The sequence below is a fragment of the Kitasatospora sp. NPDC101447 genome (assembly GCF_044767225.1).
In the GTDB taxonomy this organism is placed as follows: domain Bacteria; phylum Actinomycetota; class Actinomycetes; order Streptomycetales; family Streptomycetaceae; genus Kitasatospora.
This window is the reverse complement of the sequence record NZ_JBIWNL010000005.1, coordinates 226,937-248,637: the sequence shown is the minus strand read 5'-3', so window position 1 is coordinate 248,637 and position 21,701 is coordinate 226,937. Positions and strand designations below refer to the sequence as shown.

General features: G+C 74.8%; 21 protein-coding genes and 1 pseudogene. 14 read left to right on the top strand and 8 right to left on the bottom strand.

What is annotated here, in order from left to right; all coding sequences use genetic code 11:
• Positions 1–51: 51 nt before the first annotated feature.
• The 3 genes from ACIRST_RS10080 to ACIRST_RS10070 are packed head-to-tail and all read left to right on the top strand — an operon-like array spanning position 52 to position 3,250.
• On the top strand, positions 52–1,071 hold the full coding sequence (locus tag ACIRST_RS10080; protein WP_402801397.1) for an AAA family ATPase: 1,020 nt from the start codon (positions 52–54) through the stop codon (positions 1,069–1,071).
• On the top strand, positions 1,068–2,513 hold the full coding sequence (locus ACIRST_RS10075; RefSeq protein ID WP_402801395.1) for a DUF58 domain-containing protein: 1,446 nt from the start codon (positions 1,068–1,070) through the stop codon (positions 2,511–2,513). The genes ACIRST_RS10080 and ACIRST_RS10075 overlap by 4 nt, the downstream gene beginning before the upstream one ends.
• Positions 2,510–3,250, top strand: a complete 741-nt coding sequence (locus tag ACIRST_RS10070) for a hypothetical protein (protein WP_402801393.1) — start codon at positions 2,510–2,512, stop codon at positions 3,248–3,250. The genes ACIRST_RS10075 and ACIRST_RS10070 overlap by 4 nt, the downstream gene beginning before the upstream one ends.
• A gap of 46 nt (positions 3,251–3,296) precedes the next feature.
• On the opposite strand, the gene ACIRST_RS10065 is transcribed toward ACIRST_RS10070, so the two are convergent.
• Complete coding sequence (locus ACIRST_RS10065) at positions 3,297–3,839, bottom strand: AAA family ATPase (RefSeq protein WP_402801390.1); 543 nt, start codon at positions 3,837–3,839, stop codon at positions 3,297–3,299.
• A 324-nt stretch (positions 3,840–4,163) separates the two neighbouring features.
• Here ACIRST_RS10065 and ACIRST_RS10060 point away from each other — a divergent pair, with 324 nt between their 5' ends.
• The 4 genes from ACIRST_RS10060 (at position 4,164) to ACIRST_RS10045 (ending at position 8,380) form a co-directional block, all read left to right on the top strand.
• Positions 4,164–4,493: a hypothetical protein gene (locus tag ACIRST_RS10060; RefSeq protein ID WP_350520667.1), complete on the top strand. Its 330-nt coding sequence runs from the start codon at positions 4,164–4,166 to the stop codon at positions 4,491–4,493.
• A 161-nt stretch (positions 4,494–4,654) separates the two neighbouring features.
• Positions 4,655–6,508, top strand: a complete 1,854-nt coding sequence (locus tag ACIRST_RS10055) for a hypothetical protein (RefSeq protein WP_402801387.1) — start codon at positions 4,655–4,657, stop codon at positions 6,506–6,508.
• Between the two features lie 148 nt (positions 6,509–6,656).
• Positions 6,657–7,076 (top strand): YciI family protein, encoded by a 420-nt coding sequence (locus ACIRST_RS10050; RefSeq protein WP_396550004.1) that lies wholly within the window; start codon positions 6,657–6,659, stop codon positions 7,074–7,076.
• A complete protein-coding gene (locus tag ACIRST_RS10045; RefSeq protein WP_350520664.1) occupies positions 7,049–8,380 on the top strand; it encodes a sigma-70 family RNA polymerase sigma factor in 1,332 nt (443 codons plus the stop codon). Before ACIRST_RS10050 ends, ACIRST_RS10045 begins: the two co-directional genes overlap by 28 nt.
• A 67-nt stretch (positions 8,381–8,447) precedes the next feature.
• Here the strand turns inward: ACIRST_RS10045 and ACIRST_RS10040 are convergent, their stop codons facing one another.
• The gene (locus tag ACIRST_RS10040; RefSeq protein WP_350520663.1) at positions 8,448–8,696 is read right to left on the bottom strand and encodes an amphi-Trp domain-containing protein; all 249 of its coding nucleotides are present in this window, start codon (positions 8,694–8,696) and stop codon (positions 8,448–8,450) included.
• Positions 8,697–8,855: 159 nt separating this feature from the next.
• Positions 8,856–10,403: an FAD-dependent monooxygenase gene (locus ACIRST_RS10035; RefSeq protein ID WP_402801383.1), complete on the bottom strand. Its 1,548-nt coding sequence runs from the start codon at positions 10,401–10,403 to the stop codon at positions 8,856–8,858.
• 106 nt (positions 10,404–10,509) lie between these two features.
• Here ACIRST_RS10035 and ACIRST_RS10030 point away from each other — a divergent pair, with 106 nt between their 5' ends.
• Positions 10,510–11,070, top strand: coding sequence for a TetR/AcrR family transcriptional regulator (locus ACIRST_RS10030; RefSeq protein WP_350520661.1), 561 nt, complete (start codon positions 10,510–10,512; stop codon positions 11,068–11,070).
• A 479-nt stretch (positions 11,071–11,549) separates the two neighbouring features.
• Entirely contained in the window at positions 11,550–12,698 is a 1,149-nt protein-coding gene (locus tag ACIRST_RS10025; protein WP_402801381.1) for a hypothetical protein, read from the top strand.
• Positions 12,699–12,817: 119 nt separating this feature from the next.
• Here the strand turns inward: ACIRST_RS10025 and ACIRST_RS10020 are convergent, their stop codons facing one another.
• The 3 genes from ACIRST_RS10020 to ACIRST_RS10010 form a co-directional block, all read right to left on the bottom strand.
• Complete coding sequence (locus ACIRST_RS10020) at positions 12,818–13,201, bottom strand: VOC family protein (RefSeq protein ID WP_402801379.1); 384 nt, start codon at positions 13,199–13,201, stop codon at positions 12,818–12,820.
• Positions 13,202–13,310: 109 nt separating this feature from the next.
• Positions 13,311–14,273, bottom strand: a complete 963-nt coding sequence (locus tag ACIRST_RS10015) for an alpha/beta hydrolase (RefSeq protein ID WP_402801376.1) — start codon at positions 14,271–14,273, stop codon at positions 13,311–13,313.
• 203 nt (positions 14,274–14,476) lie between these two features.
• The gene (locus tag ACIRST_RS10010; protein WP_402801374.1) at positions 14,477–15,619 is read right to left on the bottom strand and encodes a hypothetical protein; all 1,143 of its coding nucleotides are present in this window, start codon (positions 15,617–15,619) and stop codon (positions 14,477–14,479) included.
• Positions 15,620–16,112: 493 nt separating this feature from the next.
• Between ACIRST_RS10010 and ACIRST_RS10005 the strand changes: the two genes are divergently transcribed.
• Together ACIRST_RS10005 and ACIRST_RS10000 are read left to right on the top strand one after the other, a co-directional pair.
• Positions 16,113–16,535, top strand: coding sequence for a BlaI/MecI/CopY family transcriptional regulator (locus ACIRST_RS10005; RefSeq protein WP_402801372.1), 423 nt, complete (start codon positions 16,113–16,115; stop codon positions 16,533–16,535).
• Positions 16,532–17,509, top strand: a complete 978-nt coding sequence (locus tag ACIRST_RS10000; RefSeq protein ID WP_402801370.1) for a M56 family metallopeptidase — start codon at positions 16,532–16,534, stop codon at positions 17,507–17,509. Before ACIRST_RS10005 ends, ACIRST_RS10000 begins: the two co-directional genes overlap by 4 nt.
• Before the next feature lie 429 nt (positions 17,510–17,938).
• On the opposite strand, the gene ACIRST_RS09995 is transcribed toward ACIRST_RS10000, so the two are convergent.
• Positions 17,939–18,649, bottom strand: a complete 711-nt coding sequence (locus ACIRST_RS09995; protein WP_402801368.1) for an alpha/beta fold hydrolase — start codon at positions 18,647–18,649, stop codon at positions 17,939–17,941.
• Between the two features lie 197 nt (positions 18,650–18,846).
• Here ACIRST_RS09995 and ACIRST_RS09990 point away from each other — a divergent pair, with 197 nt between their 5' ends.
• Entirely contained in the window at positions 18,847–19,632 is a 786-nt protein-coding gene (locus tag ACIRST_RS09990) for an AraC family transcriptional regulator (protein ID WP_402801367.1), read from the top strand.
• Here the strand turns inward: ACIRST_RS09990 and ACIRST_RS09985 are convergent.
• Positions 19,613–19,825: pseudogene (locus ACIRST_RS09985) on the bottom strand (integrase core domain-containing protein); the annotation flags it as partial. The gene ACIRST_RS09990 and the pseudogene ACIRST_RS09985 sit on opposite strands and share 20 nt — an antisense overlap.
• A 351-nt stretch (positions 19,826–20,176) precedes the next feature.
• Here ACIRST_RS09985 and ACIRST_RS09980 point away from each other — a divergent pair.
• Positions 20,177–20,470, top strand: coding sequence for a hypothetical protein (locus ACIRST_RS09980; protein WP_402801365.1), 294 nt, complete (start codon positions 20,177–20,179; stop codon positions 20,468–20,470).
• A gap of 586 nt (positions 20,471–21,056) precedes the next feature.
• Complete coding sequence (locus ACIRST_RS09975; RefSeq protein WP_402801364.1) at positions 21,057–21,533, top strand: hypothetical protein; 477 nt, start codon at positions 21,057–21,059, stop codon at positions 21,531–21,533.
• Positions 21,534–21,701 lie beyond the last annotated feature (168 nt).

Genomic DNA, 21,701 nt, shown 5'->3' with positions numbered 1-21,701 from the left:
GCCGGCCCCGCCGGCCCCGCCGCTGCCAGTTCTGCCAGTCCCGCCGGTCCGGTGAGTCCCGCCGGTCCCGCACCGCAGGGAACCGTCCCGGCTCCTCCGCCGCTCACCCCGCAACAGGCCGGCGAGCGCGCCCGCGCGGTGATCGCGGAGATCGAACGGGCCGTGGTCGGCAAGCCCGAGGCGCTGCGCCTGGTCATGCTCGGCGCCCTCGCCGGCGGGCACGTCCTGATCGAGGACCTGCCCGGGCTCGGGAAGACCCTGCTGGCCCGCTCCTTCGCCACCACCCTCGGCCTGGACTTCCGCCGGATCCAGTTCACCCCCGACCTGCTGCCCTCGGACGTCACCGGCGCCCCCTTCTACGACCGCAACACCGGCGAGATGGTGTTCCGGCCCGGCCCGCTGTTCACCCAGCTGCTGCTGGCCGACGAGATCAACCGGACCCCGCCCAAGACCCAGGCCGCCCTGCTGGAGGCGATGGCCGAGGGGCAGGTCTCCGTCGACGGCGCCACCCGCCGGCTGCCCGACCCCTTCCTGGTCATCGCCACCGCCAACCCGATCGAGTACGAGGGCACCTACGCCCTGCCCGAGGCCCAGCTCGACCGCTTCCTGCTGCGCGTCCGCATGGGCTACCTCCCCACCGCCACCGAGGCGGCGATGCTGCGCGCCAGGATCGACCGGGCGGCCCCCGAGCCGGTCCTGGAGACCGTGGCCGGCCCGGCGGAACTGCTGGCCATGCGGGCGGCGGTGGAGCTGGTCGAGGTCGACGACGACCTGATCGCGTACGTCATGGCCCTCGTCGAAGCCACCCGCAACGACCAGCAGATCCAGGTGGGCGCCTCGCCCCGCGGCGGCCTGGCGCTGGTCCAACTGGCCCGCGCCCACGCCATGGTGGAAGGGCGGGACTACCTGACCCCCGAGGACGTCAAGGCGCTCGCCGGCCCGGCCCTGGCGCACCGCATCACGCTCAAGCCGGAACTGTGGGTGCGCCAGATCGAGGCGGACGACGTGATGGCGCGGCTGGTCGCCTCCGTCCCCGCACCGCAGACGCTGCCCCAGGCGGGGACACGGTGAACGCCGCGTCGGACGGCAGCGGGACCCCGGGCCGCCCCGGCCGGGCCCCGGCCGCAAGCCTGCCGACGGCCACCGACGGCACCGGCGGCACCGGCGGCACCGGCGGCACGGACCGGCTCGCCCGCCGCGTCCGCGCGCTGGCCGTCGCCCGCAGCGCCCGCGCCACCGCCGCCGGCCTGCCCGACGCCCCGCCGGCACCGTACTGGCGGCCCGGTGAGCAGACCCTGCGCCTGCTCACCGTGGCCACCGTCGCGGCCCTCGCCGCCCTGGTCACCGGCCACGCCTGGCTCCTGGCCCCGGCCGCGTTCGCGGCCGTCCTGCTCGCCCTGGCGGCTCCCGGCCGCAGCCGCCCCACCCGGCTGGCCGCCGAGAGCACCGTCCGCCTCCAGCGCTGCTTCGAGGGCGAGGCCATCGCCGTGCACGTCACCGTGCAGCACGACGGCCGGATCGGCCCGCCGGAGCCCGTCGTGACGCTCGGCCCCGGCGTCACCCTGGACGCGCTGACCGTCACCCCGACCGGCGTTGACCTCGTCCTGCACGCCGCCAGCTGGGGCCGCCGGCACCTGGGCGTCGTCGACCTCGATGTCCCCGACGCCCGCGGCCTGACCCGTCGCACCGTCCGCACCGACCTCGGCACCGTCGACGTCTTCCCCGTCCCCGACGCCGCCCGCCTCACCCCGATCCCGGTCCGCCTGCCCGAACGGATCGGCGAGCACACCACCGCGCACGAGGGCACCGGCATCGAGGTCGTCGGCGTCCGCCCGCACGTGCCCGGGGAACGGCAGCGCCGGATCCACTGGCCGTCCACGACCCGCCGCGACGCCGTCCAGATCAACCAGTTCGCCGCCGAACGCGCAGCCGACGCGGTCGTCCTGCTCGACACGCTCGCCGACTACATCGACGCCACCACCGGGCTGCGCAGCCTGGACGAGACCCTGCGCGCCGCCACCGGCCTGACCCGCGCCTACCTGCGCCGCCACGACCGGATCGGCCTCGTCGCGGTCGGCGGACGCCTGCGCCTGCTCACCGCCTCCACCGGGGACCGGCAGTTCTACCGCATCGTGGAGAGCGTGCTGGAGGTCCGTCAGGACCGCCCCCCGCGCGGCCCCCTGCCGACCCTGCCGCTCGCGGCCCTGCCCGGCCACGCCCTCGTCTACGCCTTCACCCCGCTCGCCGACCAGCGCATCCTCGATGTCCTCGGCCGGGTCCGCGAACGGGGCAACCCGCTCGTCGTGGTGGAGATCCCGGTCGGGGAGCCGGCGGCCCGCCCCGACGACGAGACCGACGCCCTCGCGCTGCGCCTGTGGCGCGCGGAACGCGAGGCGATGCGCGCCACCCTGCGCGGCCGGGGCATCCCGGTGGTCCGCCACACACCCGGCGAGAGCCTGGACCTGGCCCTCGGGCCCCTGCTGCGCCGCCGGATCGTGGGAGCCGCCCGATGACCGGACCGACCCGCCCGACCGACGCGCCCCGCGCGCCCCACGCGCCCCGGACGACCCGGACGACCCGCGCCACGCAGCCGGGGTCCCCGCCGCGCACGCTAGCCGAACCGGCCCGCCGCCCCCGTACGGGCGCTGCGGCACCGGCCCACCGCACCGGCTGGGCCCCGCGCCTGGAACGCGCCGCCCTGCGCGCCACCGGCACCGCCCTCGCGCTCGCCGCCGCAGGCACCGGAGACGGCACCCTCACCGACCGGCTGGGGCCGGTCAGCCTGCTGCCGGTCGCCGTCGGCGCCCTGTGGGCCGCCGTCCCCGCACCGGTCGGCCCGGACGCGTCGGGCGCCCCGCCGGCCTGGCTCGCGCGCCTGTCCGCGACCCGCCCCACCCTCCTCGCCGCCGCCTCCGTCCTGCTCGCCGCGCTCGGCGAACCGTCGTGGGGCCGGGCGCTCGCCGTGACCGTCCTGCTCGCCGCCCACCTGCTGCTGCTCGACGCGTTCGGCCCCCGGCACCCGAGCATCCGCCCCGCCTCCGCGGCCGCCGCCCTCACGGCCTCGTTGCTGGTGCTGCCACCCGCGTTCGCCCCCGCCACGGTGGGTGAGTGGTCCCGGCCGCTGGCCGCGCTGGGCCTGGCCACGGCCGCCGTCGGGGTGGGCCTGGCCCTGCGCCCGGAGGGGTCACAGCCCTCGGCGGACCACCCGTTGCCCGCCGCCCGCCGTCGCCCGAGCGGGCGACGGCACTGAGCGCCGGCGGTCACCGCGCCCTCGTCACGCACCTGCCGGCGGCAGCTCAACGCGCGGCCGAGAGGACGGCCGCGAGCGCGGGGACATCGACCGGACGGGTGGTGTCCACGCGGTGGACGACCCCCAGCCCGAGCGGTTCGGCGCCCCGGGACCACAGGTCCCAGTCCCCGCCGAACCCGCCCGGGCGCTCGGGATGGATGCCGTGCCGCTCGGCCGTGCGCGCGGCGAAGCGACGGCGCGCCACGTCCGGCGGCACGTCGCACCACACTTCGCGGACCGTCGCGACACCCGCGCGCCGGAGCCCCGCCGCCACGACCGGCCGGGTGTGAGCCAACCACGGACTCTCCAGGACAGCCCAGCCACCAGCGTCGGCCAGCAGGGTCCACAGCGTCTCGCCGGCGGCCGCACCGAGCGCCCGACTCCACTCCCGGTCCGTGAACCCCGCCGGGCGCAGAACGCCGAGCGTGTCCGCCAGGGTCTCCTTGACCGCGTCCTTGCTGAAGAGCGGAAGCCGCAGCTCGGCCGCCAGAGCGCGCGCGAGCGTCGTCTTGCCCGCTCCGGGCAGACCGTTGACCAGCACCGTCACCATCGGCCGAGCGTAGCGCCGAACGCGACGCCGAGCGCCCGCCCCGTGCCGGTCGCCGGGCGGAGGAGCAGCGCGGGTTGAGCGGGCGTCAGGGGAAGCCGACCGGTCCTCGGGGTACGGGGCTTCCGATCTCCGGGGTACCCGCGCCACGATGGCTGCACCACCGAGGAGACCGGAGGGAATCGCCATGCAGTGTCCGAACTGTGGGTCGCTGATGCAGGATCAGGGTAGACAGCTTGCCTGCGGGCAGTGCGGCGCCGTCATCGGCCGTGCGGTGCCGTCGTCCGCGCGAGCCGTCCCCGTCGTCCCGTCCATCGTGAGGTAGGTATGAACACTCCCCGTTGCGGCAAGTGCCGGCAGCCCGTCAGCCACGGCCCGCAGGGCGGTTACGTCTGCGGATCGTGCTGGTACGTGGTCCCGCCGCCGGCGAACGCCGCACTGCGGGAGGTCACCACGCGGGAGGTGAGCGTGTCCGGGATGCACTGCGCGCAGTGCGGGGCGGAGATCACCTACGGCCCGGAGGGGGGCTACGTCTGCGGCAACTGCAACTTCGTCGTCGAGCCCCCCGGTGCGGCGCAGACGCGCAAGGACGCCGCGAAGGACCGGGCCAACCGGCAGCGGCGCGCGGCGGAGGACCGGGCGATGCAACGCCGGTAGGCAGTGGGCACTTTGACGGCCATACGGATACCGGGCACCTTTGCGCGGGTGCCCTTGTTCCCCGGCGGTGGAGGCGGCCCGGCGCGTAGCATCGGAGGATCGTCGGGTCGGAGGATCGTCGGGCCGGGGGAGCGGCGGCGGGGCGCGGACAGGGGGAGCGTGTGACGGGGCGTGACGTCCGCCGGGGGGCGCTGCGGCGCGGGCTGTGGGCGCTGGCCGCCTGGTGGCTGTGGATGCCGCTGGTCGCGGTGCTGGTGTGGCTGGTCAAGCACGTCGCGTTCGGCGGGTTCGGGCAGCAGGACCAGAGCTATGTGCTGCTGCTCCGGCAGGAGTTCTTCCCGCACGGCGGCGTGCCGGACGCGACGCTGCTGTTCTGGGTGTGGGTCGCGGTGGGGCTGTGCGGCACGGTCGGCGTGGTCGGGTACGTCGCGGAGCAGTCCGGGGCCGGCTTCCGCGGGTGGCGGGTGCGCCTGGCCGTGGCTGCGGTGCTGCTGGCGGTGGTCGGCTCGCTGGTACGGGTGGGCACCGGGCTGTGGGACGACGACAAGGACGCGGGCCGCTACTACGCGGCGGCGACCGTGCTCGACGTCCCGGCCGGCGGCGCGGGCACCCCGCGGTCGGTGCTGCCGGTCACCGAGCACACCCGCGCCGGCGACGGCGGCCGCTGCGACCTGGTGGGCACCGCGGACGTGCCGGCCTGCGTGAAGACCGCGCCGATGCCGGACTTCGACTTCGAGGCGCGCACCGCCTCCTACGCCGCGGCGACCAAGGCGCTCACCGACAGCGCCGGCCTGACCTCCGGGGTCCACCTGATGGGGCACAGCCTGCACTACCTGCCCGACGCCCCGCAGGGCGGCGGCGTGTGGACGGCCGTCCTGGACGGCTCCGGCGAGCAGCCGATGGAGGGCGTCGCGGTGTGGGACGGCCGCTCGAACTCCGTCGCCACCTGCGCGTTCCGCGGCGACCACGCCTTCGGCCGGGCCTTCGCCGGCACGGGGGCCGTCAGCCTGCGCAACCTGCTCGCCGAGCGGTTCCCTGACCTGGTCTACAGCGACCAGGACATCTGGGGCTACTGCGACGGCGCCGACCCCCGCACGGCCGAGCCGGTGGTGGTGATCTCGGTGGCGCGGCAGATCGGCTGGCGGCAGCGGACGGTCCTGGAGCCGGCCGGGGTGCTGGTCCTGCGCGGCTCGTCGGACGGCCGCCCGAGCATGACGTACCGGGCCGAGGTGGCGCCGGGCGATCTGCCCGGCGCGGTGTACCCGGCCTCGGTGGTCCGGGACCAGATCCACGAGGTGCAGTGGCTCGGCGGCCGCGGCGCCAAGGACGACCGCGGCTTCGGCTACGACCACACCTCGGCGGCGACCAACGCCGTCAACCCGGGCGAGTTCCTGCTGCGCTCCAAGGCGGACGGCCACCTGTACTACGTGACGCCGCTGGTGCCCCGGGAGAGCTCCTCGCAGCTGGTGGTGGCGTTCGCGGTCGTGCAGGCCGACCGGGTCGGCGGCGGCCTCAACGAGCTGCACGTCTACGTGCGCGGCGACGACGCGCCGTCGGTGAACCTGGACGTGCTGGCGAGCCGGATGGTGTCGTACATGGCGCAGCAGACCTCGATCACCATCAGCGCCGGGCAGGGCGGCGCGCTGCAGGAGATCGTCCCGTTCGGCCGGGACATGTGGCGCGGTTTCGTGGACTTCAACGGGCAGACCCAGGACTACATCGACCTGTCGGGGGACGCCACGGTGACGCCCAACCTGGTGTCGCTGAACGGCAGCATCTCCCCGCCGGGCGGCGGTGTGCCGGCCCCGGCGCCCGGCACGCCGGAGCCGTCCGGACAGCCGACCGCCCCGCAGCCGACCGCGCCGCAGCCGTCCGGGCAGCCGCCGGCCGTACCGGCGGGCGGGTGCGGCGGCGACCCGGCGCAGTTGACGACCGGGCAGCTCGCGGCCTGCGTCGCGGAGCTGTCCAAGCAGCTGCAGGGGCGCATCCAGGAGACGGCACCCGCCCGGCCCTGACCGGGTCCTGGCCTGACCGGCCCCGCCCCCTGGAGGGGATCGGAAAAAAATCCGGCCCGAATCCGTCCGCCGTGTCGATTTCGCTGCCGCGCCGTTCGACCTGGGACTGAGAGGGTCGAGAGACGACCCCCGAACGAGGAGACCGATCATGGCGAAGTACATGCTGATCATGCGCGGCACGGACGAGTCCGTCGCGAAGATGATGGACACACCCTTCGAGCAGATGCTCGAAACGGTGGGCCGCTTCAACGACGAGCTGATCCGGGCCGGGGTGCTCGTCGCCGCCGAGGGCCTGGACGACCCCTCCCAGGGCGTGGTGGTCGACTACGACGGCGAGACCCCGGTCGTCACCGACGGGCCGTACGGTGAGACGAAGGAGCTGTTCGGCGGCTTCTACCTGCTCGACGTCGCCTCCAAGGAGGAGGCGGTGGAGTGGGCCAAGCGGATGCCGGCGATCCCCGGCTCCAAGTGCGAGATCCGCCGGGTGCCGGGCATCGACGAGTTCCCGCAGGACAACGAGTGGATCATCAAGGAGCGGGCGTGGCGCGAGCGGACCGGCCAGCTGTGACGCCCGCGGCCGCCGACGGCCCGCCCGTCGCCGACGCGGCGCGGCGGGCCGTCGAGGCGGTCTGGCGGATCGAGTCCGCCCGGATCATCGGCGCGCTGGCCCGCTACACCGGGGACTTCGCGCTCGCCGAGGACGTCGCACAGGAGGCCCTGGCGGAGGCGCTCGTCGCCTGGTCGCGCGACGGGGAACCGAGCAGCCCGGTGGGCTGGCTGCTCGCGACCGCCCGGCGGCGGGCCATCGACGCCTTCCGCCGCAGGTCGGCGCTCGACGAACGGTACGCCGCGCTCGCCGGCCCGCTCTCCGACGGCGAGCTCAGCTCGGGCGCGGCCGCCGCGCCCGAGCGGGCGGACGACCTGCCGTGGGACCCGGACCGGGTCGACGACGACGTCCTCGCGCTCGTGTTCACCGCCTGCCACCCCGTGCTCTCCCCCGAGGCCCGGGTGGCACTCACCCTGCGCGTGGTGGGCGGCCTGTCCAGTGAGGAGATCGCCCGCGCCTTCCTGGTGCCCACGGCGACCGTCCAGGCCCGGATCACCCGGGCCAAGAAGACGATCGCCGCCGCCCACGTGCCGTTCGAGCTGCCGCCGCCCGAGGACCGGCGCGAGCGGCTCGGCGCCGTCCTGAGCGTGCTGTACGTGATCTTCACGGAGGGCTCGACGGCGACCAGCGGCGACGACCTGCTGCGCCCCGACCTCGCCTACGAGGCCGTACGGCTCTCCCGGACGCTGACCGCCCTGCTGCCCGCCGAACCGGAGGTGCACGGCCAGCTCGCCCTGTTCGAGCTCACCGCCGCGCGCTTCCCGGCCCGCACCGGGCCCGACGGCGAGCCGGTGCTCCTGGAGGACCAGGACCGTCGCAGGTGGGACCGCTCCGCGATCCGCCGCGGCCTCGCCGCGCTCGGCCGGGCCTCGGCCCTCGGGCGGGGCCTCGGCCCGTACGGGCTGCAGGCCGCGATCGCCGCCTGCCACGCGACGGCGCCCTCGGTGGCGGACACCGACTGGGAACGCATCGTGCTCCTGTACGAGGCGCTCGGCCGGGTCGCCCCGTCGCCCGTCGTCGAGCTCAACCGGGCCGTGGCGGTCGCGATGGCGGGCGGGCCGCTGGAGGCGCTGTCCACGGTCGACGAGCTCGCCGCCTCCGGCCGCCTGTCGGGGTCGCACCTGCTGCCGACCGTCCGCGGCGAACTGCTCACCCGCCTCGGCCGCACCGTCGAGGCCCGGGCCGAGCTGGAACTCGCCGCCCGGCTGTGCCGCAACGCGAGCGAGCGGTCGGTGCTGCTGCGCAAGGCGGCCGCCCTGGGGTGACGCCCGGCTGCCTGCGGGGCTGTCCGCCCGCCCGCCGACAACGGCCGGCGGGCGCGGTCGTCGGTCGTCAGTCGCCGGCGCTGTCCGGCTGGCCCGCCCGCCAGGTCAGCTCGATCTCCAGCTCGATCTCGCCGTCCTCCAGCTCGACCTCGATCTCGGTGTGCAGCTCGTCCGGGATCCGCAGGGACAGCTTCCCGGGCCCGAGGTCCAGCTCGGCCTGGCCGCCGCGCCTGAGCGCCGCCGCCAGCGCGTCGAGCTGATCGGCGGCCTCGGCGCGGGTCAAGGTGCGCTTCTGCTTGAACTCCAGGTCCTTCATGGACGCCTCCCGAACTGGTCGGACACGGCAGCTACGGCCCATTCTCACGCCGCTGCCCGGCATCGGCCCGGCGGCAGCGGTGCGGCGTGCCCACGCGGGGCCGGGGCGCGGTGGTCGGGGTGGTCCCTGAGGTCGGGCGGGTCGGGGCCGCGGGACCGCTCACCCGTCCGAAGGACCCGTGCCCTTCCCCAGCCACCGTGTCAGGGCGGCTTCCGGGCCCGGGCCCACGCGGTCACCGGCGGCCGACGCCCACGCCACGAAGCCGTCCGGACGGACCAGCAGGCCGTCCGCCTCGACACTCTCCGCCCGGCCCCTGACCAGTTCCAGACGCCCGGCGTACCGCTCGGCGAGAGCGGTCAGGGCGGCCGGCCGGTCGTCCCCGGCGAGGTCGACGAGCAGCGCCCGGCCCGTACGGGTGCGGTCGGAGAGCCGTGTGCCGTCGTCCAGCCGGAGGTCGGGCACCGCCGTGCCGACCAGCGGATGGTCGTTGCCCAGGTCGTAGCGCTGCGACAGACCGGAGATCCGCTGCACGTAGTGGGTCGCGCCGTCCCGCGTGCCGAGGAGGTCGGCGGTCACGTCCCTGAGGGCGCGGCTGTGGGCGTCGCCGCGCATCACGGCCACCTGGGCGCGGGTCCAGTCGAGGACCCGGGCGCCGATCGGGTGCCGTTCGCCGGTGTAGGTGTCGAGCAGGCCCTCGGGCGCCCACCCCTGCACGGTGGCGGCGAGCTTCCAGCCGAGGTTGACGGCGTCGCCGATGCCCAGGTTCAGGCCCTGGCCGCTGAACGGTGAGTGCACGTGGGCGGCGTCGCCGCAGAGCAGCACACGACCTCGCCGGTAGGTCGTCGCCTGCCGCGCGTGGTCCGTGGAGCGGGCGCCGAAGGTGAGCGCGGTGATGCGGACGTCGGCGCCGCTGACGCGCCGCAGGCTGGCCTCCATCTCGGCCGCGGTGACCGGCGTTTCACGGTCCGCCGGCGGACCGTCCGGCTCGACTGTGCGCACCTGGCCCGGGCCCGGCCCGTGGACGTAGACGCCGGTGGGAGTGTGCTGCCAGCCCCGCCCCAGGTGCTCCGCCCCCTGGATGGTGCCCACCGCGTGTCGGATCGTGATCTGCGGGTCCGTGCCCGGGAAGTCGAAGCCCGCGCGGCGGCGGACCGAACTGCGGCCTCCGTCGCAGCCGACGAGCCACGGCACCCGGACGTCCTCGCCGTCGGGCAGGTGGACGGTGACACCGGCCTCGTCCTCGTCGAAGCCGCGGACCTCGACCCCGCGCCGGACCTCGACCCCCAGCTGCGCGGCGCGCTCACCGAGGACCTGCTCCACCTCGGCCTGCGGGACCTGCACGTACCAGTCCGGGCCGCGTCCACGCAGGCCGGGAGCCTGCTCGTCGACGGGGCCGGACGGGACCTGGATCCCGCCGAAGTGCCCGACGAAGGGCGGTCGTTCCCCCTCGGCCTGCAGCGGCCGCCTCCCCGCCGCGGCCCGTATCGCGGCGAGCAGGCCGCGCCGTTCGAAGGCCTCGGCGGTGGCCGTGTTGAACGCGCCCGCCTTGGGCGCGGTGTCGATCTCCGTCCGCCGCTCGACGACCACGACCCGGGCCCCCGCCAGCCGCAGCTCCGTGGCGAGCATCAGGCCGACCGGCCCGGCACCCACCACGAGCACGTCGTGGTCCATCGCCGTCGACACGGGGGTTCGCTCTCGTACGGACATCCGGTTCTCCTCACGGACACGGTCGTTAAGATAGAGAGTTCTATCTTGTGGCCCTCAGGCTAGGATGCCGAGATAAGAAAGGCAACTCTTTCCAAAGGGGTCCCGGATGGCTGAGCGACGCCGCGGCGCGGCACTGGAGAAGGCACTCCTCGACGCGGCCTGGGACGAACTCGCGGACAGCGGCTACGCCGGATTCACCATGGACGCCGTCGTCCGGCGCGCGGGCACCAGCCCGCCCGTGCTCTACCGCCGCTGGTCGGGCCGCGACCAACTCGTCCGGGCGGCCATCGCCCACGTCCTCGAACAGTCCCGGGTCGACATCCCCGACACCGGCAGCCTGCGCGAGGACGTCCTCACCCTCATGCGGACGATCAACGCCACCCGCGTCCAGCTCGTCACCGTCATGAACGTGCACCTGGCCGGCTACTACCAGGCGACCGGCACCAGCCCCGGCGACCTCTTCACCGCAGCCCGCGAGAAGACCGCCGACGTCCTCTTCGACCGCGCCGTCGCCCGCGGCGAAGTGGAAGCAGAACACCTCAGCACACGCATCAAGGCCCTCCCCTTCGACCTGCTGCGCCACGAGATCCTCACGACCTTCGCCCCCGCGCCCGACCACGTCCTCGAAGAGATCGTCGACACGGTCTTCCTGCCCCTCGTGCGCTGACCTCCGCACCCCCGGCGGCGTCCGCTGCAGAACCCGGTGGCCAGCCCGAGTGACGGCCCTGACGGCCCGTGAGCGGTGCCATCGCTCCCGGCCCGCCGGGCCGACGTCGGACCGCCGGGCTGCCGGGGTTGCAGGTCACCCACGGGGAGGCGGGCGACTTGCCGGGGTGGGAGCATGAAGGTAGCGCCACGAGCGGCACCGGTCCGCGCCGAGGACGCCTGTCGTCCCACGGGACGGACCCGACCCGGTCCCGGCGGACGGACCCGAACAGGCGGCGCAGCCCCGGTGGAACCCCGGGCCGTTCCCCGACGGCGGCGATCCCGCGTCGCCTTCCGCTCCCGACCCGCCTTCCGCTCCCGACCCGCCTTGCGCTCCCGACCCGCGTTCCGCCGGCGGGAGTCCGACCGGTTCGTGCGAGTTGCCGCCGTCCCGGCACGGGGACCGCTCGCCCCCGGCGCGCACCTCCGAGGAGCTTTGCCATGCCAGGGCCCAGCCAGCCCCCGCCGGAAGACTTCGCACGGTCCGGCGAGGACGTCCAGATGAGTGCCCCGGGGAACCTGCCCGAGAACATCGGCTTCGACCCCGCCGAATTCCCGCCCGAGCTCCTGGAGGCGCGAGCCGCGATCGAGGAGGCCCTGAGGACCCAGGGTGACGAACGCAGCGGCGTCCGCTCGGCGGAGGCCTTCACCGAGCTGACCAACATCCAGGGCGTCGGCATCGGCCGGGCCACACCGTCGGAGCTCGGACCGCGCGACGGCGCGGTGGAGCCCGGGCAGCCGACGCTGACCGTCTACCTGGCCCAGCCGAGGACCGCCGCCGACGTCACCGCGGTGCTCGTCGAACGCATGGGCGTCCAGGCCGCGGCCTCACCCAGGGTGGTCGTCGTCCCCGTCGTCACCGGGCCGATCGAGGCACAGTCGTTCACCTTCCAGGCACGGCCCGCACCCGGCGGGATATCGGTGATCAGCACTCCCAACGCCCTCGGCACCGGCACGCTGGGCTGCCTGACCACCGGTCGGTCCGCCCCGCGGGACCAGCGAACGCTCCTCATCAGCTGCAACCACATCCTCGCCAACAGCAACCAGGGCCAGCTCGGGGACTGCGTCGTCCAGCCCGCCACGGGCGACGGAGGGGTCTGCCCGCCGGACCTCGTGGCCGTCCTGGAGCGCTTCGTTCCCGTGACGTTCGGCGGGACCGTCAACGGCGTCGACTGTGCGACGGCCTGGGCGGACCCCGCCAACGTCAGCCCGAACGTCCTGGCCCCCGGGCCGAGCGGCCCGGTCGAGATCGCGATCAGCTCCACGACCACGGCGGCGACGGTCGGCATGCTCGTCGGCAAGAGCGGGCGGACGACGGAACTCACCTCGGGCTTCGTGCAGGAGGTCGGCGCTTCGCACTGGGTCGGCTACCCGGGAGGGAACTCCGCCTTCTTCTCCGGCTCCATCGCGATCAGCGGGAACGGCGGCGTCTTCACCCAGCCCGGGGACTCCGGCTCCATCGTCTGGACCTTCGACGAGGCCCGGAACCCGGTCGGCATGCACTTCGCGGGCACCAGCAACTTCAGCAGGTCGTTCTCGAACCCGATCGACATCGTGACCCAGGCCCTCGACGTCTTCATCACCACCTGAACGCCGCCCCGCAGTCCCGGCCGCTGCCGCCCCGGACGCCGCTGCCGCCCCGGACGCCGCCGAGCCCGTGCCCCAGCCGGCGCGGGCTCGGTGTGCACTTCCCGCGTCAGGAACCCGCGTCAGGAACCCGCGGAGGCCCGCTCGGACGCACTGCGCAGCACGCAGAACTCGTTGCCCTCGGGATCGGCCAGGACCGCCCAGCCCGAGCCGTCGGGATTGCGGTGATCGCCGACCAGGGTGGCACCGAGGCCCAGCAGCCGGTCCACCTCCAGGTCGCGCGAGGTCTCGGGGCGCAGACACAGGTGGATCCGGTTCTTGACCGTCTTGCCCTCGGGCACCTGGTTGAAGTACAGCACCGGGCCCTCGGCCAGCATCACCTGGGTCTCCCGGGCACCCGGCCGGTCCTCCGGGTCCAGCGGGCGACCCGTCACCCTGCTCCAGAAGCAGGCCAGTTCATAGGCGTCCGCACAGTCGATCGCCACGTTCTGCAGTACCGAAACCATGCGGGCGAGTCTTCCCGATCTCCACCCCGATCTCCACCCCGGAGGCCGGACGAACCGGGGACGTCCCGGGACGGCCGCGGGTAGCAGGGGGCCGGGCCCGGCGGCCTCCTCACCGTCGGAGGACACGCCGCAGCCAGCGGGTACGGGCGTCGTGGGCGTCCTGGGTGACGTCGGCGTCCGGCGCGAGGGTGTCGAAGCCGTGGCAGGCGCCGGGCCACACGTGCAGTTCGGCCTCGCCGCCCGCCCGCCAGATCGCGTCGGCGTAGGCGACGGCCTCGTCCCGGAAGGTCTCGGCCGAGCCCACGTCGACGTAGGCCGGGGGCAGTCCGGACAGGTCGGTGGCGCGGGCCGGGGCGGCGTACGGCGGGAGGTCGGCGGCGCCGTACCGGTCGCCGAGCACGGCCTGCCAGGCGGTGGCGTTGGAGGTGCGGTCCCAGGTGTCGTGGCCGGCCATCTGGTGGCTGGAGAAGGTGTCGCCGCGGTCGTCGAGCATCGGGCTCAGCAGCAGCTGGCCGACCGGCGCCGGGCCGCCGCGGTCGCGGGCCAGCAGGGCCAGGGCCGCCGCGAGCCCGCCGCCGGCGCTCTTGCCGCCGATGATCACACGCCGCGCGTCCACGCCCAGCCGGTCCGCGAGTCCGACCGCCCGGACGAGCCCGGCGTAGCAGTCCTCGACGGCCCCGGGGAACCGGGTGTGCGGCGCCAGCCGGTACTCGACGGACACGACCGCCAACCCCAGCGGCAGCGCCCACCCGCGCAGCAGCCGGGGCAGGACGGACCACGCGTTGCCCGTCACCATCCCGCCGCCGTGCAGGTAGTACAGCAACGGCAGCGGCTCGCGGACCCCCGCGGGCCGCGCGCTGACGAGCGTGAGGTCGCTGCCGTCGGCCCGTGGCACGCGCACCTCCTCCACCTCGAACCGGCCGCCGTCGCGCAGCCGGTCGAGCGCCGGGCGGGGCCGGGCGGCGGCGTCCCGCTCCTGCCACGCCGCCAGGCCCTCCGGCGTGAGCACCTCCCGCGCCCGCGCACCGGCGGCGTCCACCGCGGCCCGCACCTGCGGATCCAGAGGGGGCACCCGCCGAGCCGCCGATCCACCCATCACCAGGACTCCCTCCCCGCGGGCGCCCGGCGACGCCCCGACCCGGCCCAGCCTGCCAGCCCCGCCCGTGCCGTCGTGCGGCGCCCCCGGGTCCGCCTCGGCCGGGGCGTGTGTGGGTGTGAGGGTGGGGGCGGTGTCGTCGTCGGTGGTGTCAGGCCCAGGGGTTGAAGGGGATGCCGTCACAACAGTCGGCTGCGGTGCCGGGCGGCGGCTGCGCGGACGAGTCGGGCGAAGTGTTCGCGGCTCCGGTCCTGCTCGGCCCGGTCGTCGCCCGGTGCCGCCGAGTCGCGGTCGAGGCCGGTGAACTCGGCGTGCAGGAGCCGGCAGGCCCGGATGCCGTCGACGAGGACTTCGAGGAGGCTTCGGGCCGGCCGCCGGGGGTCCAGCGGGGTGAGGCGCAGGGCGAGGTCGGTGAGGCCCGGGTCGTCCTCGACGGTGTAGTCGGCGGCGGTCTCCGCCTCGTCCTCGTCCTCCGGGTCGTCGACCTGCTCGCGCAGGGCGACCGGGATGGGCAGGAGGCCCTCGGTGATCTGCATGGCGTGCCGGACCAGGCCGGTGACGGCGTCGTACGGGGAGACCCCGGTCTCGATCAGGCCGAGGATGACCGTGCGGGTCTCGTGGGGAAGGGGCCCGATGGCGTCGGCCTCCTGCATCACCCGCACGGGGTCGAACCCGGTGGCCTCGGCGGTGACCTCGACCGCGGCGGCCAGCCAGTGGGCCGCGGCGACGGCGGCCGCGGTCGGCTCCACGGCGCAGAACAGCGCGGCCGGACCGAACGGGTCCTGCGCCAGGAGGTGGTCCGCGGCGGCGACTTGGGCGGGGGAGGCGTCCTCGCGGCTGAGCAGGACGGCCTGCTGGGCGCGGCCGGTCAGGTCGCCCAGTTCGGCGCTCTCGACGGCGGCCAGCTCGGTGGCGGTCTCGGCGAGCACCGCCTCGGTGAGGCGGGGATCGGCCAGGTCGTGGAGGGCCCGGCCGACCAGACGGGCCGATTCGAGCAGCCGGCCGGACGACGCGAGGACGGCGCTGCGGCCGGCCGGGTCCGGTGCGGCGATCGCACGGGCGACCTCCCGGACGGGGTCGGGTTCCCGGTCGCGGACCCGGCCGCCGGTGTCGGGAACCCGGGAACCGACGGCGCCGGCGGGGTGGGTGTACGCACGCCAGGCCGCGTCGGACAGTTGGGTCAGGGCGGTGGAGAGTCCGAGGGACGCGGACACGGCCACGTCGGCGGGGAGGGCGGCGATGCGGGTGGCGAGGTTGCCCTCACCGGTTCCCCAGGCGGCGATCAGCTCACGCCGGTCGGGGTCGACGCTGTAACGGGTCACGAATCGCTACCTCCGGGTGAGTCGCGGTGCCGCACGGAACCGCGGGTGTTCGTCGGGCCGGTCGGCAGGGCGCGGATGCGGGGGAGAGGGTCTCCGCCGGACGACTCCCGTCAGCACCTGCGGCGCGCCGCGCCGCGAACGGCCGCCCCGAGGCCGGGGTGAACACGGCCTCCGATCACCGGCGGGCGGCTGCGGCGCGGTCCGCACGGGCAAGCCCGATCTGCACGATACCCGGGCCCGCACGGTTGGTCTACATTGCTGTCGTCGTATCGAATCGTGTGGCTCCCGGAAGACTTGACGGTGCGTCCGAGCGGTTGTTCGCCCGAGCCCGGGGCACCCCCTGCCCCGCCACCGCCGGAGGAGCGCCCCCTAGAGTTGAGCGAGATACACCCGGGCTCCGCACGCCCGACCCCGTCCCGTCACCCCACCGGGTCCGGGCGGGCCGGCCGGCGCCCGGGGCGTGCCGGTCGACCGCATCGGAGCAGGGGGAGAGATGGCGAGGGACGGCCGGGAGGCCAGGCGCCCGCACGGTGAGCTCGTCGCGGACGTGATGGCGGTGCTGTGGGCGGCCGGTGAGCCGCTGACCGCCCAGCAGGTCAAGGGCGCCCTGCCCCGGGGCCTCGCCCGTACGACGGTGACGACGATCCTGGCCCGCCTGCACGAGAAGGGGACCCTGGAGCGCACCAGGCCCGGACGCTCCTTCGCGTACGCTCCCGTGGCCGACGCGGCCGGGCTGGCAGCCGGCCGGATGCGCCGGGAACTGGAGAAGGAACCGCACCGGGACCTCGTGCTGAAGCGTTTCGTCTCCTCGCTCTCCGCCGACGACGGGGACGCCCTGCGGCGCCTCATCCTCGAAGCGGAGTCCGAACCGTCCCCCGCCGTGGAGGGTGGGGTGGAACCGGAGGGCAGGCCGTGACGCTGTTCCTGGTGATCGTCGCCCTCACCGCCGCCCTCCCCTGGGCGGCGGCGCCCGCGGCCCGCCGACTGGCCGGACTGCTCCCGCCCCGCGAGGCCTCCCTCGTGCTCGCCGGGGCTGCCGTACAGCTCGCCGGCGGGACGGCGGCGGCCCTGATCGCGCTCTTCCACGTGCCGGTCCTCGCCGGGCTCGAACACATGGACCTCGGCCGGGTCGCCGCCGACTGGCCGGCGGTCGTGCCGGTGTCCTGCGTCGCCGGGGTGCTGCTCGCCGTGCAGGCGGTCCGGCTCGCGCTGGCCGTGCGCCGGCACCGCGCACTGCTGTCGCGCGCGTGGACGCTGACCGGTGCGGGGACCGCGGACGGCGACCTCGTCGTCCTGCCGGGTGAGGAGGCGGAGGCCTTCGCCCTGCCCCGCCACCGCGGGCGCGCCGGCCGTGTCGTGGTGACGGAGGGCATGCTCGGAGCCCTCGGACCGTCGGAGCGCGCGGTGCTGCTCGCGCACGAACGGGCCCACCTCCGCGGGCGGCACCACCTGCTGTCGGGCGTCGCCGACCTCGCTGCCACCGTCCATCCGGCGCTGGGGCGGCTGCGTGAGGCCCTGGAGTTCCACCTGGAGCGGTGGGCGGACGAGGCCGCGGCCCGGGCGGTGAACAGCCGGCGGACGGCCGCGACGGCCATCGCCCGCGCGGCACTGGCCGGCTCCGCTACGTCCACCGCCGTCTCCTCCGGCGCACCCTCCGGCGCGTTCGCACGCGGCGGCGACCGGTTGCTGTCCGTCCGTACGGGCCCGGTGCCCCAGCGGGTCGAGGCCCTGCTGGGGCCGGAGCCCGTGGGACCCACGGGGCGCGGAGCGCGCACCGTCGCCCTCGGGCTGATCGCCGCGGTGGTGATCTCGGCGGTGCTGGCGCTGGGCCTCGCCTACGGCCTGCACGAGTACGTGGAGTACGCGGCGCCGAGGGCTGCGGGGCGATGACCCGCAGGCCGACTACCGCGGGCCGGTGACCGCGCGCCGATGACCGCCGTGACGGTTCAGGGGAGGGGAGCAGTGGTGGTCGCAGTCGCGCTGCTCCCCGCCGGCCGGACCCCGGCCCGCGCACAGGTCCGGGTCGGCCGGTTCGACGAGCCGGATCAGGGAGCACAGGACCGGCAGCGGTTCCTCGTTACCTCCGGTTGTGAGAGGACGAACGTATCGCGCGGGCGGACACGAAGCACGGGATTGTCCTGGCTGCACTCGCAGCCCTGCCCTCGACACCGCGGACGGCGGGCTGCGGGCCGAGCGGCGTCGCGGTGCGTCGACCTGTGTCCGACGGCGGGTCGCTTCAGTCGCTTCGGTCGCTCCGGCTCGGGGGCTCGGGGGCTCGGCGGCTCGGGGGCTCGGCACTGTGGGCGCGGCAGGATCCGCTCAGCGGCGAGCCGGCTGCCCGGGCGTCTCCACGCCCGCAGTGGGGTCGCCGAGCAGGATGGCGGCCACGGCCTCCGGGGCCTCGTGCATGGCGTTGTGGCCGGTCGGAATGTCGTGGACCTGCCAGTCGGGATCGGTCCGGAGACGGGTGCGGAGTTCGGCGAACGGTGTCCGGTCCTCCCAGCCCGAGCAGTAGACGAACTCCCGACGGGGGACCCGCGCGAACGCGCCGGTGAGCCGGATCGTCTGCAGGAACGAGGCGAGGGGATGGGGGCGGCGGCGGGGATCGCCGCCCTCCGGCGGTCGGACGGCGTAGCCGGTGGCCGCGGCACCGGTGACGAAGACCTCCCGGAAGTGGTCGTTCGTCGAGGACCAGCACGAGTCGCCGTCGCGCGGCACGTAGGCGTCGAGGTGCACCAGTCGCGAGACCCGGCCGTCGGCGCGATCAGCGGCGGCGGCGATCACCATCCCGGCGTAACTGTGGCCGACCAGCGTCGCGTCGGTGATGCCGTGGCGATCGAAGTGCCGCAGTACGTCGTCGGCGTGCGTGTCGAGGTTGGCACCAGCGACCGTCGCGTTGTCGTCGTCCGGCCGCAGGCCGGTCAGGGTCAGGGCGTGAACGGTGTGACCGGCTCGCTCCAGCAGCGGGATCACCGCCTCGAACGCCCAAGAGCCCTTCCAAGCGCCGGGAACGAGGACGAATGACGTCATGGTTCTTCTCTCCATCTCCCAAGCCGCGGCATCGAGGCACACCGCCTCGACGGCCTGACGTGTGGTTCGGTCCGGCGCCTCACGCGGGACGGAAGGCCACTCGGCATGCAGGTAGTGTCACCGGACCGACGTGTGGCTCGTCACCGATAGGACGCCAACTGATGCCCGTTCACCGCCAAGCCCGCGGGACCGCCGGTGTGACGTCACAGGTGTGGCCCTCCGGCGGGCGCCACCTCTGGCCGTCCGGCGGTACGAGCGCGGCGCAGTCCCACGCGCGGGGACACCTGGTGTACGCGGCCGACGGCGTCCTGACGGTCCGCACCGAACGCGGCACGTCGATCGTCCCCGCCAACCGGGTCGCCTGGACCCCCGCCGGGTTCACACACCAGCACCGCGCCCACGGCGACACCGACATGCGGATCGCCTTCCTTCCGCCGTCCCTCGCCCGGCTCCTACCGGATCACCCCGTGGTGTTCCTGGCCTCCGGCCTCGCCCGCGAGGTCCTGCTCGCCCTGACGGCCCCCCGCAACGACGACTCCTCCGAGCCCCGCTACAGCCGCTCCGCGCGCCTCCGCCTCCTGCGCGTCCTCGTCGACGAACTCGACGAAGCACGCGAGCAGCCGCTGCACCTGCCGGAGCCGCGGGACGACCGACTGCAGGCCCTGGCCCGGATGCTGTACGAGACCCCGGCGGACAACGCCACACTGGCCGAACTCGGGAAGAGGGTCGGAGCCGGCACCCGCACCCTCAGCCGGCTCCTCCGCAGCGAACTCGGCATGACCTTCTACGAGTGGCGCACGCAACTGCGCATCCACCACGCTCTGGTGCTGCTCGCAGACGGCCACGACACCGGCCGAACCGCTTACGCCTGCGGATGGTCCAACCCCAGCAGCTTCATCACGGCGTTCACCGACATCATCGGCACGACCCCGGGCCGCTACCGTGCCGACCTCCGAACCACCGCTAGGTGTTCTGGCCCGTGAGGTTGTGGACGCGGCCGGCGGGGGGCTTGCCTGCGAGTGCGGTGTGCCCGCGGTGGTGATTGTAGGTGTGGAGCCGGTCGGGGTGGGCGTCGCGGCGTTCCTGGTCGGTGCGGTAGGGCCGTGCGTAGGCCCATTCGTCGAGCAGGGTGCGGTTGAAGCGTTCGACCTTGCCGTTGATCTGGGGCCGGTAGGGACCCGCAGTCGGAGATCCATGTGTCACCAACGTCCGGCAGTTCCATACCGGAAAGTCGCTCCGCGCGATGGCCGTGGATTCGCCGATCGTCCAACAATCTTCAGCCCGATGTTCTGGGCCGGGATCGGGCCGCGAACACGCTTCCGGCAGGACCGGGTGAGCATGGGCGGACAGCGCTGGACAGTCCCCGTCCTTCCAAGTGGACACCTCCTGATGTGAGCCTGTGGGCCATGGGACGTCGCACGGACTGACAACCCGATCGGTCGAGGTTGCATCAGTCCTCGGTAGTTACTGCGGACGGTTCCTGATGTGTCGTCAACAAAGCACCGTCATAAATGAGGAGAAGCCCAAATGCGTCATCGTCTTCCCGCCATCGCCCTGACCGCCGCCCTGGCCGGTGGTGTCCTGCTCGCGGCCGCCCCCGCTCAGGCCGCCCCCGTCCAGCCGGGCGCGGCCTCGGCCGTGGCCGCCACCGACCACAGCGCGGACGTCGTGAGGATGCGCCACCAGCGTGACCAGCTGCTCGACGACGCCATGCGGCTGGACCAGATCGGCGATCACAATGCCGCCAAGGACAAGCGCTACCTGGCCGATTTGCTGCAGCGCATGATCGACACCATCATCCGCTCGGACCAGCACGGCTGATCCGGTGGGAACCCCGGACCACGCAGCCGGCCGGTGCCGGGGCGGATGCCGCGCCGAGTTGCCGGTGCTGGGCGGGCGCGCGGCCGACAGCCGCCAGGACATCGCCTTGCGCCCGGCCCGGGTCAGCCGGAACGAGCTGAACACCGCGGCGGAAACGAGGTAGGCAGCGGGTGGGTCTCGTACGAGGGCGGGTCGGGCACCGTGGTGTCCGACCCGCCCGGGACGCGGCCCGAGCCGGCCTCGGCCTTCTGGGCCTGGTCCTGCAACGGTGCTTGTCTCGACGAGGCTTCAGCCCTTGGGCTGTGGCCTCGTCCCTTGTCATGGCTGGTCCGAGCCTGGTGTCGGCGTCGGCGGCGCCGGCGGGACCAGTGCAGGACGTGGCCCGTGCTGTGCGGGACCGGTCGGGAGAGGTGTGGCGCGGCGTCCGGGCAGGCGCGGGGGATCCCGTTCCGACGGACCGTCCGAGCCGCGTCGGCCGCGCGGCCGCAACCCTGTGCAGGCGCCACGCGTCTCTCATAATGTCCTTGACCCGCAGTAGAGTTGACATGATCCGGCGGCCCGGACGAGGCTGCGGGAAGGGGTGGTCATGACGGATGTGTTCGAGGCGCTCGCCATCGAGGGCGGTCAGCAGCTGGTCAGGGCGCTGGCGACCGGGGTGGTCGACCTGGTGCGCAGGGCACCCGCGCTCTGGCGTCGCTCCGGCCGGGACGCCGAACAGCGGATCGGAGCCGAGTTGGAACGCTCGTCCGCCGAGATCGCCGCCGAGTTCGCTGCCGAGGGGGAGGACGGCCCCGGGCGCGTCCGGGCCCGAGCCGAGGTCGTCTGGGAGACCCGGCTGCGCGACCTGCTCGCCGCCCACCCCGAGGCGCTACAGGAGGTGGAGCAGTTCCTCGCCGAGCTGAGGTCGCAGGAGCAGTTCCAGCCGCAGTCGCAGACCATCCAGAACATCACGGCCAGCGGGCAGAACGCCCAGGCCCAGGGCGTCATCGGCGGCAACATCGTCAACCTCGGGGTGGTCCGGGACGGCGGCGCCCGGGGCGACGGATCGCCGAACCGGCCGTGAGCCCACGACGGCGCGGCGGCCGGAGCGGGCCGGGCGTCGTCCAGCCCGTCACGGCCCTCGCGGGGAATGCCTACGGAGTGGTCGGTGGGGACCTGTACCAGGTTCCGGGCCGGGGGCCGGTCTACCTCCTGAGGGGGTACGCCCCCGCGGAGCGGGATCCCGGGCCGG